The organism is Streptomyces sp. NPDC089799, assembly GCF_040684755.1.
Taxonomy (GTDB): Bacteria; Actinomycetota; Actinomycetes; order Streptomycetales; family Streptomycetaceae; genus Streptomyces.
The window spans coordinates 87509-103361 of sequence record NZ_JBFBGR010000011.1 but is presented as its reverse complement, the minus strand read 5'-3'; the positions used below and the strand labels follow the sequence as shown (position 1 = coordinate 103361).

Genomic DNA, 15853 nt, shown 5'->3' with positions numbered 1-15853 from the left:
ACAACGGCGGCAGCGGTGGGGAAAGGGGGAACGACAACGGGCCCCCCGCACGGAGGGGCCCGGTCCGGTCAGGGCGTCAGAACGAGAACAGCGCGTTGCCGTTGAGGGTCGCGGACATGGCGCAGGCGTTGGGGAAGGTGTGCTTCCAGGAGAGGCGGCTCCCCTGCCAGACGCCGTCCGCGGTGACGGTGACGGGGTCGTAGTGCATCGGGCAGGCCCGGTCCGGGTCGGGGGAGGCCAGGACGGCGTCGAGCGTACCGGCGGCGGCCGTGAGGGAGGCGCAGGCGGCCTGGGGGTCGGGGTGGGTGCCCCGGGCGGCGGGCGCGCAGCTGAGGGTGGCGGCCCGTACGGCGGAGGAGCCGTCCTCGCCGTGGCCGAAGGTGAGCACCACGGCGGACGGGGCGTAGAGGCTCGCGGGTCGGGCCTCCGCGGCGCCCGTGGCACCGGCCAGGATCAGCAGGGCGGCGGAGGAGACGGCGGCAATACGGTGACGCACGGCAGAACTCTCTTTCGATTCAAAGGACGGAGGCGGCGGTTGCCCTTGCAATGCCGCCTGGATGCCGCCGAGTCTGCAGAGTGCGAAGGGCATGCGCACATCGATGACCGATTTACGGACAGTCGGTTCGATTATCGGCGTACGAATGGTCGTTCGGGCAGCTCAGGCGGGAGTCGCGCCCCGCGGGGCGCGGACCCGGACGCGGCCCGCCACCCCGTGAAAACGCTCCGACGTGGGCCGGTGACCCTGCGTCAGCCGCGCAGGGTTCACCTGACGGACATCCAGACTGACCGGATCATGCCGATCCGTCGCCGCGGACGGCGCTTTCCGCGCCGCCTGCGTCGCGTCCCGACCCCGCGCCGATCGTTTTTCGCCGAATCTGCGGAACCGGCCGTCCGGCGCCGGGGGATCGGTAGCGTCCCGGTACGGAAGATCCGGCGCCGGATACGCCGGATACGGCAGACGCAGTGCGGAGGACGGCCATGGCCAACGTGGAAGTGTCGCTCAAGGAAGCGATGACCTCGATCGACGGCGCGCTGGGGGTGGCGCTGGTGGACTACACCAGCGGCATGGCCCTGGGCACGCTGGGCGGCGGCAAGGACCTGGACCTGATGGTGGCCGCGGCCGGCAACACGGACGTGATCCGTGCCAAGGTCCGCACCATGGAAATGCTGGGTCTCCAGGACGACCTGGAGGACCTGCTGATCACCCTGGGCACCCAGTACCACCTGATCAGGGTGCTGCGCGGCGGCAGCGTCAACGGACTGTTCCTCTACCTCGTCCTGGACAAGGGGAACTCCAACCTCGCGATGGCCCGTCACCAGCTGCGCCGCATCGAGGGGGAGCTGGAGGTCTAGTCGCGGCATTCCGACGGGACGACGCACGCCCTTGAGTTGAAGACATCTTCAACTCGACACATCCAAAACCGGTCAACTTCGGGTGTGGGCGGGCCGACCGGACGGGACGATGGAGGGGGAGGCCGTGCCGCTGCAGCGGCGCGGCCGTGGCAACGGTCCGAGGAGCAGCAGGAGCGTCGTGGGTATGCAGGTGCCGCTGTACCAGGCGAAGGCCGAGTTCTTCCGGATGCTCGGACACCCGGTCCGCATCCGCGTCCTGGAACTCCTCCAGGACGGCCCGTTGCCCGTCCGGGACCTGCTGGCCCAGATCGACGTGGAGGCGTCCAACCTCTCCCAGCAGCTCGCCGTCCTGCGCCGCTCCGGGATCGTCGTGTCCACCCGTGAGGGCTCCACGGTCACCTACGCCCTGGCCGGCGGTGACGTGGCGGACCTGCTGCGCGCCGCACGCCGCATCCTGACCGAGATGCTGGCGGGCCGGAACGAACTGCTCGCCGAGCTGAGGCAGGGCCGACCGGACACCGGCCCCGCCGCCACCGCTCCTGCCCCCGCCGCCGCTGCTGCCCCCGCCACGGCCGCCGCCCCCGCCCCGGCCGTACCCGCCCACTCGGCGCGGACGTCCCGGGACGGGCGTGGCCCGACCCCCGTGGTGGGATAGTGATGGGGTGACCACCAAGCGTGATGACGTGAGCGGTGACTCCGACCCCGCCCCCACCCCCGCCGGCAGCCCTTCGGCCCCGGCCGGGCCCGAGGCCGGGCGGGAGGAAGAGGCGCAGGTCATCGTGGTGGGGGCGGGGCCGGCCGGCTCCGCCGCCGCCGTGTACCTCGCGCGTGCCGGGCTGGACGTGCTGCTGCTGGAGAAGAGCGCCTTCCCCCGCGAGAAGGCGTGCGGGGACGGGCTGACCCCGCGGGGCGTGGCCCAGCTGGTGCGCATGGGCGTGGACATCGACGCGCCGGGCTGGATGCGCAACCGCGGGATGCGGTGGGTGTGCGAGGGCAACCGGGTGGAGCTCGACTGGCCGCAGCTGGGCAGCCTTCCCGACTTCGGGCTCACCCGCAGCCGGCACGACTTCGACGACCTGCTCGCTTCCCACGCGGCCGCTGCCGGAGCGCGCCTGCGCACCCGGGTGAAGGTGACCGGGCCGCTGACCGACCGCGCCGGACGCATCACGGGGGTGACCGCGACCCGCGGCCCGGACGGCGAGCCCGTCCGCTACCGGGCCCCGATCGTCGTCGCGGCCGACGGCGCCTCCGCGCGCACCGCGGTGGCCCTGGGACTCGCCCGGGACGCGAACCGGCCGGTGGCCGCGGCCGCCCGCCGCTACTACCGCAGCCAGACCCGCACCCATGACCCGTACCTGGAACTCTGGGCCGATCTGCGCTGCCCGCAGACCGGGCTGGACCTGCCCGGGTACGGCTGGGTCTTCCCCCTCGGGGACGGCCGGGTCAACGTCGGCCTCGGCGCCCTGCCGCAGCGCCGGCGCCGGCCGGTGGACCTGCGCGCGGCGCTGGAGCACTGGCTGCCGCGCCTGCCCGCGGAGTGGGGGATCGAGGAGGAGAACGCCGAATCCCCGCTGCGCAGCGCCCCGTTGCCGATGGGCCTGAACCGGCGGCCGCAGTACCGCCGCGGGCTGCTGCTGGTCGGGGACAGCGCCGGCATGGTCAGCCCGTGGAGCGGTGAGGGCATCGCCCAGGCGATGGAAGCCGCGGAAGTGGCCGCGGACACCATCGCCCTGGCCCTGGCCCGCCCGGCCGGCCCCCGGCGGGAACGGGCGCTGGAGCAGTACCCGGCCGAGATCCGCCGCCGCTGGGGACGCTACTACCGCCTCGGCAGCCTCGCCGGTGACCTCGTCCTGGCCCGGTACGGTTACCGCCCGATCCTCCATCCGCGCGTCATGGCCTCGCCCCCGCTGCTGCGCACCCTGGCCCGGCTGCTCACCCATGTCGCCGACGAACCGGCCCACGACACCGTCGACGCCGTCCTGCACACGCTGATGCGCCTGGTCCCGTCCCCCCGCCGCTGACGGCGCCGGGGAGAAAATGCCTGGCACGGCGGCCCGGGAGCCCGAAGACTCGCCCCATGACTGACATGGAGTCCTTCAGGCGAGCGGTCACCGCGTGGGCGGCCGGTGACCCGCCCGAACCCCCGCTCGAACCCCTGCTCGCGCCCTCGCCCGATGCCCCGGGCGGGCTCGCCGCACGGCTGTCCGTCCGTACGGCCGTCCTGCTCGAAGGGGCCAGCGACGTCGCGGCGGTCGACGCGCTCGCCGCGCGCCGCGGCCGGGACCTGGCCGCCGAAGGGGTGTGCGTCCTGTCGATCGGCGGCGCGATGAGCGTCGGGCGTTTCGCCGGCCTCCTGGGGCCCTCCGGTCTGGGGCTGCGCCTCACCGGTCTGTGCGACGAGGCGGAGCAGGGCTACTACGCCCGGGGCTGGGAGCGGGCCGGAGCCGCCGGGCAGGAGTTCTTCGTCTGCACGGCGGACCTGGAGGACGAACTGATCCGCGCCCTGGGTGTGACGAGGGTGCAGGAACTCATCGAGGAGGAGGGCGACGTGCGCGCGCTGCGGACCTTCCTCCGGCAGCCCGCACAGCAGGGCCGTACCCCGCGGCAGCAGATCAAGCGCTTCCTCGGCACCAAGAAGGGCCGCAAGATCCACTACGGCCGCGTACTCGTGGAGGCGCTCGACCCCGACCGCATACCGGCCCCGCTCAACGGCCTGATGGCCACCCTCTGACCACCGTCCCGCCGGCGGGCGCGGCCCGCCGCCCGCAACACGCCACCCGTGCCTCGCGCCCGGGTGCCGTGTCCGAGGCTCCTGCCCGTGCCTCCCGTCCGTGCATCATGCCTGCGGCTGCTGCCCCTGCCTCCCGTCCGGGCTCCCTGCCCAAGCCTCACGGCCGGACGTCCGTGTGGCATCCCGTCGGGTCGTCCCCGCTGCGCGCCCGGGCAGCGGCGGCTTCCCGTCACGGTCCGCGCCGGGGCCGTCCGGTGCGCCCGATCCGCTGAACCGCGGTCCCTGCGCGCATCCCGTGCGCGGGCCGGGGGCAGCCACCCCCTGTGTCCCGATCCGAAGCCGGCCCGAAGCACCGGCCCGCCGTACCGCCCCCGCCGACCCCGCCCACCGCACCGCCCGCGCGGAACCGGCAGGCCCGGAGTTCCCTCGTCGCCGCCTCCGTCGGCAACTTCGTGGAGTGGTACGAGTTCGGCGTCTACGGCGCCTTCGCGACCGTCATCGCCGCCCGGTTCTTCACCCCCGAAGGGGGCGACCGCACCGGGGCGCTCATCGGGACCTACGCCGCCTTCGCCGTGGCCTTCTTCTTCCGGCCCCTCGGCGCGCTGCTCTTCGGGCGGCTCGCCGACCGGGCCGGGCGCCGCCCCGCACTGATCGCCTCGGTCTGCCTGATGAGCGGTGCGACCGCACTGATCGGGATGCTGCCCGCGTACGCCACGATCGGTGTCGCCGCGCCCTGGCTGCTGACCCTGCTGCGTGCCCTCCAGGGGCTCTCCGCGGGGGGCGAGTTCGGCGGAGCCGTCAGCATCCTGACCGAGAGCGCCCCCGCGGGCCGCCGGGGCCGGCACGGCGCCTGGCAGTCCTTCACCGTCGCGCTCGGCCTCCTCGCCGGAGCCGGCGCCGCCGCCGGCCTGGCGACCGTCCTCTCCGAGAGCGCCCTCCACGCCTGGGGCTGGCGCGTCCCCTTCCTCCTCGCCCTCCCGATGGGCGCGGTGGCCCTGTGGCTCCGGCTGCGCCTGCCCGAGCCGGACCCGCACGCCCTCACTCCGCTCACCCCCCTCACCCCCCTCGGTCCCGCCACCCCCCGCGAGCTCCGCACGGCCTACGCCGTCCCCCTCGGCGTCGCCCGGATCATGGGCTGGTCCGCGGCCGGTTACACCTTCCTCGTCGTCCTGCCCTCCTACCTCCAGGCCACCCTCGGCGTCTCCTTCCGGCACGCCCTCATCGCCACCTGCCTGGCCAACGCGGGCTTCGCCGCCGCAGTCCTCCCCGCCGGTTCGCTCAGCGACCGCGTCGGTCGGCGGGCCGTCATGGTCACCGGCGGCCTCCTGGTCGTCCTGCTCGCCGTACCGTTCCTGCACCGGTTGCGCGACCCCGCCGTCCCGATCGTGGCCAAGGCGGCCCTGCTGGTCGCGGCCGGTGCGACGGTCGCGCTGTCGGCCGGTCCGGGCCCCGCCCTGCTCGCCGAGATGTTCCCCACCCGTGTCCGCAGCACCGGACTCGGCCTCGCCTACGCCCTCTCCAACGCCGTCTTCTCCGGCTGCGCCGGACTGATCGTCACCGCCCTCGTACGTCACACCGGCAACCCGGACGTCCCCGCCCTCTACGCGGCCGGGGCCTGCGCGGCGGCCGTCCCCGCCCTCCTCACCCTGCGCCCCGACGACCACCGGAGGCCCCTGCGATGACCCGCCCCACCCCACCGGCCCCTCCGGCTGCTCCGGCCCCTGCCACCCCTCCTGCTCCCGCCCCCGCCACCGAGTCCTCCTCGCCGCCGATGACCGTCATCGGCCTGATGTCCGGCACTTCCTGCGACGCCGTCGACGCCGCGGCCGCCCGCCTCACCCGCCGCGGAGACACCCTCCACCTGACCCCGCTCGGCATGGTCAGCGAGCCGTACGACGACCGGCTCCGCCGGGACCTGGCGGCCGCGCTGCCACCGGGCCGCACCACCCTCGCCGACGTCTGCCGCCTCGACACCCGCATCGGGCAGTCCTTCGCCCGCCTCGCCGCCCGCGCCGACCGCGAACTGTGCGGCGGACGCGCCGACCTGGTCGCCTCGCACGGCCAGACCGTCTACCACTGGGCGGACGCGGGCCGGGTCCACGGCACCCTGCAGATCGGCGAACCCGCCTGGATCGCGGAGGCCACCGGCCTCCCCGTCGTCTCCGGGTTCCGCACCCGCGACGTCGCCGCCGGCGGCCAGGGCGCCCCCCTCGTCTCCCTGGTCGACTGCATGCTGCTGCGCGGGCGGCCCGGCACACCGGCCGCGCTGAACCTCGGCGGCATCGCCAACGCCACCGTCCTGACCCCGGCCGGCACCCGCGCGGCCTTCGACACGGGACCCGGCAACGCCCTCCTCGACGCCGCCGCCCGCGCCCTCACCGACGGCCGCCTCGACCACGACGCCGACGGGCGCCTCGCCGCCCGCGGCACCGTCCACCGGCCGCTGCTCGACCGGCTGCTGGCCGACCCGTACTACGGCCTGCCGGTCCCCAGGACCACCGGCCGGGAGCTCTTCCACGCCGGCTACCTGAGGGCCGCCCTCGACGCCACCGGCCCGCTCCCGGCGCCCGACGTCCTCGCCACCCTCACCCGGCTCACCGCCCGCACCGTCGCCGACGCGCTCCGCCCCTACGGGGTCTCCGAAGTCCTCGCCTCCGGCGGCGGCACCCGCAACCCCGCCCTGATGGCGGCGCTCGGCCGGGAACTCGGCCCTGCGGTACGGCTCCGCACCTCGCAGGAGGCCCTGGGGCTGCCCGAAGCGGCCAAGGAGGCGTACGCCTTCGCCGTCCTCGGCTACCTCACCCTGCACGGCCTGCCGGGCACCCTGCCGGAGTGCACCGGCGCGGCGGGCCCGCGCGTCCTGGGCTCCCTCACCCCGGGTCGCGCGCCGCTCCACCTGCCCACCGCCCACGGCGCTCCCGCGGCACCGCCGCGCACCCTGACGGTGGAGGCTCCCCGGGCACGCCCCGCCGGGTAGCCCGGACGACCGGTCAGAACGTCCACCGCGTGTGCGAGTACACGCCGTCGTCCCGCCCGAACCCGTAGGCGGTGACCGGCCGCACCCCGAACACCACGGCGTCACCCTTCCGGAGCGCGTCCCCGATGCCGTGGAACGTCCCCTCGGGCGAGGTGACGTGGTGCCCGTACTTGGTCGCGTAGGCCGTGATCACCTCCTCCAGGAGCGCCCGGTCGGCCACGCGCTCGGCCAGGCCCTCGACCACGAGATCGAGGCCCTCGGTGAGCGAGTTCGCCCCGGTGGTCAGCGCGCAGTGCCCGTCATGGGCCAGGTTCCTGGCCTTCTGTTCCGCCGGGCCCGTGGAGAAGTACAGCGCCCCGTCGTGCCAGGCGGCGATCACCGGAGTGATGTGCGGCCGTCCGTCGGGGCGCACCGTGGTCAGCCAGAAGATCTCGGCGGCACCCATCCGCCGCCGGGCCTCGGCCCATTGGGTGGGGGTGACGTCCTCGGCCCCCGGCCGGGGGTTCAGCGCGGAGCTGTAGCGGGCGTCGAGCTCCGTGGCGGGCCGTTCCGGGGGTCCCCCCGAGGGCCCCGCGGGTGCTGCGGGTTCGTTCGCTGCCATGGCGGTCTCCTTCCCCTCCTCCTGTAGACCGCCCGCACACGGGGAAATCATCGCGGGGGCCGTTTGCCCCGGTCGCTACCCCCGATCGGGGAGGCTGCCGCGGGCCCGGTCGGAGGGCCCGGAGGCGCGGGTGAAGGCGCGGCGGTACGCACGCGGCGGGACTCCCCGGCGGCGGACGAACTGTTCACGCAGCACCGCCGCGCTGCCGTAGCCGACCCTGCGGGCGATCTCCTCGACCGGCAGGTCCGTCGTCTCCAGCAGCTCCTCGGCGCCGCTCAGCCGCAGTTCCCGCAGCCAGGCGTGCGGGGTGGTCCCGGTGGCAGCGGCGAAGCGGCGGGCGAAGGAGCGTTTGCTCATCATGGCTCGGCGGGCCAGCTCGGCGACCGGAAGGGGCTCGTGGAGGTGCTCGCGGGCCCAGGCGAGCACCTCGGCGAGGGGCCCGTCCCGGCCGTCCTCGGGGACGGGGGCGGCCAGGTACTGGGTCTGCCCGCCGTCGCGGTGCGAGGGCAGCACCATGTCGCGGGCGATGGTGTTGGCCATCGCCGCCCCGTGCTCACGCCGGAGCAGGTGCAGGCACAGGTCGAAGCCCGCCGCCGCGCCGGCGCCCGTGCTGATCCGCCCTTCGTCCAGGTACAGGGCATCGGGCTCGACGGTGACCCGCGGATGGGTGCGGGCCAGCAGCCCGGCGAACCGCCAGTGGGTGGTGGCCCGCAGGCCGTCGAGGAGACCGGCGGCGGCGAGCGTGAACGCGCCGACGCAATGGGCGGCGATCAGCGCTCCGCGCCCGTGCGCGGCCGTCAGGGCGTCGAGCACGGCGGGAGCCGGCGGGTCGCGGAAACCGGCCCCCGGCAGGACCAGTACGAGATCGGCGGCGGTCAGGCCGTCCAGGCCCCGGTCGACCGCGATCGGCACGCCCACGTCGGTGGGGACGGTCCCCGGACGGTCGCCGCACAGGGCGAAGTCGAAGCCGGGCGCGGCCTCCCCGTGCGGGGCGAACACCTCGGCGACGATCCCGACGGCCAGCATGCCCGCTCCGGGCGGGACGTACGCGGCAACGGTCCTGAAGGGAGGCATGATCGAATTCTGGCACGATTCCTGCGATCGCTGGCATCAGTGCCACTCGTGGGCCTCCGTACCGCCCGGCAAGATCAAGGACATGACAGACTCACCGCTCGGCCGCAGCGCCGACTACAGGATCCTGACCACCGGTTACACCCTCTCCACCGGTCCCGGAGTCGCCGCCACCGTCTCCTACGTCGCCGACGGCGACCGCCACGTGATCATCGATCCGGGCATGGTGGCGAGCCGCGACCGCATCCTCGGCCCGCTCGCCGAACTGGGCCTCGGGCCCGACGACATCACCGACGTGGTGCTCAGCCACCACCACCCCGACAACACCATGAACGTCGGCCTGTTCGGGCGGGCCCGGGTGCACGACCACAAGGCGATCTACGAGGCCGACCAGTGGACCGACCGCGATGCCGAGGGCTACGAACTCGCCCCCTCGCTGCGGCTGATCCGCACCCCGGGGCACAGCCCCGAGGACATCACCCTGCTGGCGGGCACCGGCGACGGCGTGGTGGCGTTCGTGGGCGACCTGTGGTGGCGTCCGGACGGCCCGGCCGAGGACCCGGTGGCCCCCGACCGCGACGGACTGCGGGCCTCCCGGCTGCGGGTGCTGGCCGCCGCGGACGTGATCGTGCCCGGTCACGGTCCCGCGTTCCCCGCCGACGACAGCGCACCGCGCTGACGGGCCGGACCGTCCGGCCGACCGGGACCGTCCGCGCGACCGGGACCGTCCGGCCCACTGGGACCGTCCGGACTCTCCTGCGGCCCGCCCGGGCCGCGCGCAGGCCCGGGGCCGCCCGACTGGGACGCCGGGGCGGGTCCGGGGATGCTGGAGCGGGGGCGGCGGCCGCGACCGGACCGCGGATCCGGCCGCCCACCGGAGCGGAGGCTGCCATGGACACCCACCGGACCCCCGGAGCGCCCCACGGCGACGGGGCCCAGCACAGCGCCGAGGACCCGCCGGCCCCGCTGCACTGCCTGGTCACCGGTGCCACCGGCTACATCGGCGGGCGGCTGGTGCCCGAGCTGCTGGACGCCGGCCACCGCGTCCGCTGCATGGCCCGCTCACCCGAACGGCTCCGCGACCACCCGTGGGCCGGCCGGGCGGAGGCGGTCCGGGGCGACGTCACCGACGCCGCCGCCACCGAGGCCGCCCTGCGCGGCATCGACGTCGCCTACTACCTCGTCCACTCCCTCGCCACCGGCCCCGGCTTCGAGGAGCGCGACCGCGCCGCCGCCCGGACCTTCGCAGCGGCGGCGGCCGAAGCCGGGGTACGGCGCATCGTCTACCTGGGCGGACCGGTCCCGGCCGGCGAACCCGCCCGGGACCTCTCCCCGCACCTGCGCTCCCGCGCCGAGGTCGGCGAGATCTTCCTGCGCGGCCCGGTCCCGGCCACCGTGCTGCGGGCCGCCGTGGTCATCGGCTCGGGTTCCGCCTCGTTCGAGATGCTGCGGTACCTCACCGAGCGGCTCCCGGTCATGGTCACCCCCAGCTGGCTCGGCACCCGGGTCCAGCCGATCGCCGTCCGGGACGTCCTGCGCTACCTGGTCGGCAGCGCCCGCATGCCCGCGGACGTGAACCGCTCCTTCGACATCGGAGGCCCGGACGTCGTCACGTACGAGCAGATGATGCACCGGTACGCAGCCGTCGCCGAGCTGCCGCCGCGCCGTATCGTCCGGGTGCCGATGCTCACCCCCCGGCTGTCCAGCCTGTGGATCGGCCTGGTCACCCCGGTCCCCTCGGCCCTGGCCCGGCCGCTCGCGGAGTCCCTGCGCCACGAGGTGGTCTGCGAGGACCGCGACATCGCCCGCTACGTGCCCGACGCTCCCGGGCACCCGATCGGCATCGACCGCTCCCTGGAGCTGGCCCTGAAGCGGGTCCGCGAGGCCAACGTGAGCACCCGCTGGTCCAACGCGGCCCTGCCGGGCGCGCCGAGCGACCCGCTGCCCACCGACCCCGACTGGGCCGGCGGCAGCCTGTACACCGACCGCCGGACCCGGGACACCGAGGCCGGACCGGCCGAGCTGTGGCGGATCATCGAGGGCGTCGGCGGGGAGAACGGCTGGTACTCGGCCCCCCTCGCCTGGGCCGTGCGCGGCTGGCTGGACCGGCTGGCCGGCGGCGCCGGCATCCGCCGCGGCCGCCGCGACGCCGCCCGGCTCAGGGTGGGCGACTCGCTGGACTTCTGGCGGGTGGAGGAGATCGAACCGGGCCGGCTGCTCCGGCTGCGGGCGGAGATGCGGCTGCCCGGCCTCGCCTGGCTGGAGCTGTACGTCGACCCGCGCACCGGCCCCGGCAGGAGCGACGGCGCAGGGGCCCGCTACCGCCAGCGCGCCCTGTTCCACCCGCACGGCCTGCTCGGCCACCTCTACTGGTGGAGCGTCTCCCCGTTCCATGCGGTGGTCTTCGGCGGCATGGCCCGCAACATCACCCGCGCGGCGGAACGGCTGGCCGCCGAGCAGCCCGCGGCACGCTGACCGGACGTCCGCCCGGCCCCGACCCCGCCCGGGCCCGGCTATCCGGCGGTGTCGTGCACGCCCGAGCCCGCCTTCCGGAGCGCCAGGTGGAGCGTCCGCAGGACGACCAGCAGTACGCCGATGTCGTCGAGGTACACGGGGTCGGGAAGCAGGTCGACCGGCCACAGCGTGTAGCCGAGGGCCGCCCAGAACAGGGCCTTGTCACGGAACGGCAGCCCGGCGTCCAGCAGCAGCCGCCGGGTCCGCAGCACACGGACCAGCAGCACGGCGACGCAGGCCACGGTGGCGAGCGCCAGGGCCCCCAAGGCCCACCAGAGGGTGCTGTCCATGCCCGTGCTCCCTGCTGCCGGTTCCCTTCCCCCCTGCCACCATGATGCGGGACTCCCGCCCTCAAGGTGTTCCTGGACCCGGGAAGGTGTTCCCCGCCCCGGGTGCCGGACGTCACCGCCGTGGCGCAGGACGGGCCCGCCCGTGCGGGGCGGCACGCGACAGGGGGCTCACGGACGGGGTTCCGTCCGTGAGCCCCCTGTCCGTGAGCCTCCCGGACCCGGGCGGCAGCCGGGGTCAGCGCTTGGCCGCTCCGGCGGCGGGAGACGGCGCGGTGCTGCCCGTGGAGCGGGTCACCACCGGCCACTCGCGCCGGAAGGCGGCGAAGGGGATCTCCTTCTCGAAGAGCGGGGTGCCGAGGATGGCTATGCGGGCCATCAGCGCCCCGTCGATGTCGAGACCGCCGTAGAGGCCGGCCTTGCCGTTGACGACCGGGGCGCCGCCACCGGACTCGACGGTCACCGAGCCGTCGACCGCCGCCCGCAGGTAGGGCTTGATCGAGGCCTTCACCCCGACCGCGTCGTACAGGGCGACGGACCCTTCGAGGTCCAGGCCGGTACGGACCGACGCCGAGCCGTCGAACCGGGCGCGCACGGGGGAGATGTTCGTCGTGCCGGGCTCGGTCTTCGTCGTCCACCCCTTCCCCTTGGCGTAGTCGGAGCGGATGCCCCAGTCGGCCGCGAGCTGCTGCTCGGCCTCGACCGTGACCTTGCCGTCGGCCGCGATCGTCGCGTGGAGCGAGAGGTCGAGACCGACCACGATCGGCACCGGACCGGCCATCACCGTGGGGGTGGCGTGGAGTTTGGCCAGCGGGATCCGGACCGGCTCGGCCGACCCGGCGATTCCGGCGGCGACCCGCCAATCGGCGCGGGCCGCCACGTCGAAGCCGACGCTCGCCTGGCGGGGGCTCAGCGCGTGGCCGTCGTAGGAGAAGTCGATGGACGGGTCGATCTCGACCGACCCGGACAGGTCCACCGAAGCCCCGTGCGGGAGCGGCACCTTGGTGTTGGCGTCCAGCTTCAGTCCGGTCGAGACGGATCCGTTCCCGCCGTCGGCGCGCCGGGTGAAGGACACCTTGAGGTCCTTGACCTGCGGTTCGACGGTGATGCTGCGCGGATCGAGAGCGGTCTGCAGACCGGCGGAGCTGTCACCGAGCAGTTCCGCCAGGGTGGCCGGCCGGGTGGCCACGGCCGTCTTCCCGCCTTCGGTCCGCTTGACCTCGGTGACCGCGACCAGCGCGCCGCGCGGTGCGGCCGGGGTCGGCGGGCTGTCGATCAGCTGGCCGACGCGGACGCCGGCGGCGGAGCCCTGACCGGCCGCCGGAGCGCCCTCGGCAGGGGCGAGCACGGCCGCGCCGGTCTGCCGGTCGTAGGAGGACAGGGTGAGGCCGGGGGTGGACGCCTCGGGTGCCGACTTGCCCGGGCGGGCGGCGGCGGGGGTGACGAGGGCCAGCTTCGCGGGCTTCCCGGCGGGCACCACGGAGACCGGCAGGCTGTCGGTCTTGGGTGTGCGCGGGGACTTCGGCAGGGAGGGAGCCGGCCCGGGGGTGGCGGCGGTGCCGGAAACGGCGGTGTCGGAGGAGCCGCCGGCCGCCGGCGTGGCGTCGGGCGCCGTACGGCCGGCCGCCGAAGGTGCGGCGGCGGCCGGCTTGGCGTCCGAGGACGGCGAGCCGCAGGCGGTCAGCGCGAGCGCGGTGGTGACGAGGAGCGCGGGCAGCGCTCCACGGGTGCGAGGGGTCATGCGGAGGGGAACCTTCGGCTTTGATGGTCAGTCAGGAAGGCACTGCGGGGGAGCGGGAGGGGTGCCGTACGCGCAGGTCGCGGACGTCGTGGCGGCAGGGCCGCGACGCCGTACGAGAAAACAGCTGTCAGGCCCATGACATCCCGCTCGCCGGATCTACCGATCGGTAGGTTCGGCGAGCGTGACGGTACACCAGGCGGGCACTTCGGCCGAAACCCGGCCGCCCGCAGCCCACTTGGACCGAAAGGATCAGGACAGGGCCCTGCGGCGGGAGGGCGGGGCGGGGGCCGGACCGCCGGGGCCGGTCCCCGACGGAATCCGCGACTCCACAGTGTCCGAAAAGCGAACCCGCAGAGCCGGGAGGTCAGGGAGCCGGGGATGTGGGGAGGCGGGCATGCGGAAGCGGGGCGGTCCGGGCCGGAGGAACCGGCCCGGACCACCCCGGTGGTGACACGTGGTCAGGGGCAGCTGATGCGGGTGTCGCCCGGGTCCGTGGTGCAGGTGTCGGAGCCCATGCCGCCGTTGGCGGTGTCGTTGGCGTTGACCCCGTCGGTGGTGGTGAGGCGGTCGTTGCCGTAGTAGCCGGTCAGGACGTCGTTGCCCGGCCCGCCGTTGAGGGTGTCGTCACCGAAGTTGCCGTCGATGTTGTCGTTGCCGGGTCCGCCGAGGACGGTGTCGTTGCCGTAGCTCGCGCGCACCGTGTCGTTGCCGCTGAGGGCGCAGATCACGTCGTTGCCGAAGCCGCCGGTCAGCGTGTCCGCGCCGCTGGTTCCGATGATCGTGCAGCCGCGGGAGTTGTTCACCGAAGTCGAGGCGGTGGCGCTGTTGTTCGCCGTGTTCGGGTCCTGCGGCGAGGCGGTGACCGACGCCCGGTCCGTCAGCGTCCCGGTGGCGCGCGGCTCGGCGGTCACCGTCACCGTGGCGCTCGCACCCGGGGCGAGGCTGCCGAGGGAGCAGGTCGCCCCCGTCGCCGTCGTCGTACAACTGCCCTGCGAGGGCACGGCCGAAAGGACGGTGCCGCCGGCGCCGGAGAGGGTGTCCGTGAGCGTGACCCCCGTGGCGGTCGCCGTGGAGGCCGCGGCGCTGGAGACCCGGACGGTGTACGTGGCCTGGTCGCCGATGCTCACGGTCGTCGTACCGGTCTTGGTCACCGACAGGTCCGCGGACGGCGGCGGGGGAGGCGTGCTGCCGCCGCCCTCGTAGCGGGCGATGCCGAACGCGCCCAGCCCGGCCAGGCCGGCGGCCACGATCTTTCCGTCGGGCTGCACGAGCAGGCCCCGGATCTCCTCCCCGCCGAGCATGCCGGTGTACACCCGGCCGTCACCGCCGCCGAAGCCGGTGTCCAGGCTGCCGTTCGGCAGGTAGCGGGCGAGGGCGAAGTCCACGGCCTCCTGGCTGTCCGGGTCGTCGGCCGTCCCGCCGACGAGGATCTTTCCGTCCGGCTGGAGCGTCATGTCGTACGCCACCGCCCGGCTGCCCGGCCAGATGGTGGTGACCCGGCCGCCGGTGCCGAAGCCGGGGTCGGGGCTGCCGGCCGCGGTGAACCGGGCCAGGGCGAAACCGGTGTCGGTGGAACCCGCGGCGACGACGGAGCCGTCGGAGGCGACCGCCACGGCCCGGCCGAAGTCCGTGCCCCCGAAGACCGCGGTCGCCATGCCGTCACCGCTGAAGGACGTGTCGAGGCTGCCGTTGGAGAGGTAGCGGGCCACCCCGAAGTCGAAGGAGGTGTTGCCGATGTAGCCGACCACGACGAACCTGCCGTCCGACTGCAGCGCCAGACCGGTGGCCCGGCCGCCCGCGTCCTGGGGCGATGCGGGCGGGAAGCCCGCCACCACCGTGCCGTCCCCGCCGAAGGACGGGTCGGGGCTGCCGTTCGGGTTGAGGCGGGCCAGTGCGAAACCGGCACCTCCGCTCAGGCCCACCGCGAGGATCTTCCCGTCCGGCTGGACGACCAGGTCACTGGCGCCGGACGCCCCGGTGAACTCGGGCACCCGCACCAGACCCCCCGAGCCGAAGGTCGGGTCGGGGGTGCCGTCCGTGTTGTAGCGGGCCACGGAGAAGAAGCAGCAGCCGCCGTCCTCGCCGGTCACCTCGGTGCTGCCGGCCACCACGATCTTCCCGTCGGACGGCTGTACGGCCACTGCCTCGGCCTGGTCGTCGCCGCCGTGGTCGGTGGTCACCCGGCCGTCACCGCCGCCGAAGTCGGTGTCGACGCTGCCGTTGGCGTTGTAGCGGATCAGCGCGATGTCGAAGGGGGAGCCCGGCCCCGTCACCCGGCCGGCCACGACCAGCTTGCCGTCGCCCTGCCGGGCGACGTCGAGGCCCTCGGCGTACTCCCAGGGCCCCTCGTCGTTCGGGAAGTACGTCTGCACCCTGCCGGTGCCCGCGAACGTCGGGTCCAGGTCGCCCGGAGCCGCCATCGCGGTACCGGGCAGGGCGAGGACGAGCGCCAGGGCGGCCGCCGAAGCGGCGGACACCAGCCGCCCCGCCCGGCCGCCGGACCGGATCGGGAGCCACCGCTCGGGTGGTCTGGGGTGTGCGTGGGTCATGGGCGTACGGACCTCCGGTCGCGGCGGGA

At 74.9% G+C, this 15853-nt stretch carries 13 protein-coding genes and 1 pseudogene; 8 read left to right on the top strand and 6 right to left on the bottom strand.

Features of this window, described 5'->3' with window-relative positions:
- Positions 1–76: 76 nt before the first annotated feature.
- A complete protein-coding gene (locus tag AB0O36_RS14790) occupies positions 77–496 on the bottom strand; it encodes a subtilase-type protease inhibitor (protein WP_365109214.1) in 420 nt (139 codons plus the stop codon).
- 482 nt (positions 497–978) lie between these two features.
- Here AB0O36_RS14790 and AB0O36_RS14785 point away from each other — a divergent pair, with 482 nt between their 5' ends.
- From AB0O36_RS14785 to AB0O36_RS14760, 6 genes and pseudogenes are all read left to right on the top strand, one after another.
- Positions 979–1353, top strand: coding sequence for a hypothetical protein (locus AB0O36_RS14785; RefSeq protein WP_365109211.1), 375 nt, complete (start codon positions 979–981; stop codon positions 1351–1353).
- Between the two features lie 184 nt (positions 1354–1537).
- Positions 1538–1858, top strand: a pseudogene (locus AB0O36_RS14780) (metalloregulator ArsR/SmtB family transcription factor); the annotation flags it as partial.
- Between the two features lie 271 nt (positions 1859–2129).
- The gene (locus tag AB0O36_RS14775) at positions 2130–3374 is read left to right on the top strand and encodes a geranylgeranyl reductase family protein (RefSeq protein WP_365109540.1); all 1245 of its coding nucleotides are present in this window, start codon (positions 2130–2132) and stop codon (positions 3372–3374) included.
- Between the two features lie 56 nt (positions 3375–3430).
- On the top strand, positions 3431–4084 hold the full coding sequence (locus AB0O36_RS14770; RefSeq protein ID WP_365109208.1) for a TOPRIM nucleotidyl transferase/hydrolase domain-containing protein: 654 nt from the start codon (positions 3431–3433) through the stop codon (positions 4082–4084).
- A gap of 323 nt (positions 4085–4407) precedes the next feature.
- Positions 4408–5766 (top strand): MFS transporter, encoded by a 1359-nt coding sequence (locus AB0O36_RS14765; RefSeq protein WP_365109205.1) that lies wholly within the window; start codon positions 4408–4410, stop codon positions 5764–5766.
- Positions 5767–5855: 89 nt separating this feature from the next.
- The gene (locus tag AB0O36_RS14760) at positions 5856–7061 is read left to right on the top strand and encodes an anhydro-N-acetylmuramic acid kinase (protein WP_365109538.1); all 1206 of its coding nucleotides are present in this window, start codon (positions 5856–5858) and stop codon (positions 7059–7061) included.
- A 13-nt stretch (positions 7062–7074) separates the two neighbouring features.
- Here AB0O36_RS14760 and AB0O36_RS14755 read toward each other — a convergent pair whose 3' ends face one another.
- Both AB0O36_RS14755 and AB0O36_RS14750 read right to left on the bottom strand, forming a co-directional pair.
- Positions 7075–7662, bottom strand: a complete 588-nt coding sequence (locus AB0O36_RS14755) for a pyridoxamine 5'-phosphate oxidase family protein (RefSeq protein WP_365109202.1) — start codon at positions 7660–7662, stop codon at positions 7075–7077.
- A gap of 75 nt (positions 7663–7737) precedes the next feature.
- Positions 7738–8736, bottom strand: coding sequence for a helix-turn-helix domain-containing protein (locus AB0O36_RS14750; RefSeq protein WP_365109199.1), 999 nt, complete (start codon positions 8734–8736; stop codon positions 7738–7740).
- Positions 8737–8818: 82 nt separating this feature from the next.
- Between AB0O36_RS14750 and AB0O36_RS14745 the strand changes: the two genes are divergently transcribed.
- Both AB0O36_RS14745 and AB0O36_RS14740 read left to right on the top strand, forming a co-directional pair.
- On the top strand, positions 8819–9412 hold the full coding sequence (locus AB0O36_RS14745; protein ID WP_365109196.1) for an MBL fold metallo-hydrolase: 594 nt from the start codon (positions 8819–8821) through the stop codon (positions 9410–9412).
- Between the two features lie 212 nt (positions 9413–9624).
- Entirely contained in the window at positions 9625–11208 is a 1584-nt protein-coding gene (locus tag AB0O36_RS14740; protein ID WP_365109194.1) for an SDR family oxidoreductase, read from the top strand.
- Positions 11209–11246: 38 nt separating this feature from the next.
- On the opposite strand, the gene AB0O36_RS14735 is transcribed toward AB0O36_RS14740, so the two are convergent.
- The 3 genes from AB0O36_RS14735 to AB0O36_RS14725 form a co-directional block, all read right to left on the bottom strand.
- Positions 11247–11537 (bottom strand): YkvA family protein, encoded by a 291-nt coding sequence (locus AB0O36_RS14735; RefSeq protein WP_365109191.1) that lies wholly within the window; start codon positions 11535–11537, stop codon positions 11247–11249.
- 235 nt (positions 11538–11772) lie between these two features.
- Positions 11773–13275 carry a hypothetical protein gene (locus AB0O36_RS14730; RefSeq protein ID WP_365109188.1) on the bottom strand — a complete coding sequence of 501 codons (1503 nt, stop codon included), beginning with the start codon at positions 13273–13275 and terminating at the stop codon, positions 11773–11775.
- A gap of 458 nt (positions 13276–13733) precedes the next feature.
- Positions 13734–15824: a calcium-binding protein gene (locus tag AB0O36_RS14725; protein WP_365109185.1), complete on the bottom strand. Its 2091-nt coding sequence runs from the start codon at positions 15822–15824 to the stop codon at positions 13734–13736.
- Between the last annotated feature and the right edge of the window lie 29 nt (positions 15825–15853).

What these genes read in the sequence shown, in the direction of transcription:
- AB0O36_RS14785 (WP_365109211.1), top strand. Translation starts at nt 979, where the DNA reads ATGGCCAACGTGGAAGTGTCGCTCAAGGAAGCGATGACCTCGATCGAC.
- AB0O36_RS14770 (WP_365109208.1), top strand. Translation starts at nt 3,431, where the DNA reads ATGACTGACATGGAGTCCTTCAGGCGAGCGGTCACCGCGTGGGCGGCC.
- AB0O36_RS14760 (WP_365109538.1), top strand. Translation starts at nt 5,856, where the DNA reads ATGACCGTCATCGGCCTGATGTCCGGCACTTCCTGCGACGCCGTCGAC.
- AB0O36_RS14755 (WP_365109202.1), bottom strand. Translation starts at nt 7,662, where the DNA reads ATGGCAGCGAACGAACCCGCAGCACCCGCGGGGCCCTCGGGGGGACCC.
- AB0O36_RS14750 (WP_365109199.1), bottom strand. Translation starts at nt 8,736, where the DNA reads ATGCCTCCCTTCAGGACCGTTGCCGCGTACGTCCCGCCCGGAGCGGGC.
- AB0O36_RS14745 (WP_365109196.1), top strand. Translation starts at nt 8,819, where the DNA reads ATGACAGACTCACCGCTCGGCCGCAGCGCCGACTACAGGATCCTGACC.
- AB0O36_RS14740 (WP_365109194.1), top strand. Translation starts at nt 9,625, where the DNA reads ATGGACACCCACCGGACCCCCGGAGCGCCCCACGGCGACGGGGCCCAG.
- AB0O36_RS14735 (WP_365109191.1), bottom strand. Translation starts at nt 11,537, where the DNA reads ATGGACAGCACCCTCTGGTGGGCCTTGGGGGCCCTGGCGCTCGCCACC.
- AB0O36_RS14730 (WP_365109188.1), bottom strand. Translation starts at nt 13,275, where the DNA reads ATGACCCCTCGCACCCGTGGAGCGCTGCCCGCGCTCCTCGTCACCACC.
- AB0O36_RS14725 (WP_365109185.1), bottom strand. Translation starts at nt 15,824, where the DNA reads ATGACCCACGCACACCCCAGACCACCCGAGCGGTGGCTCCCGATCCGG.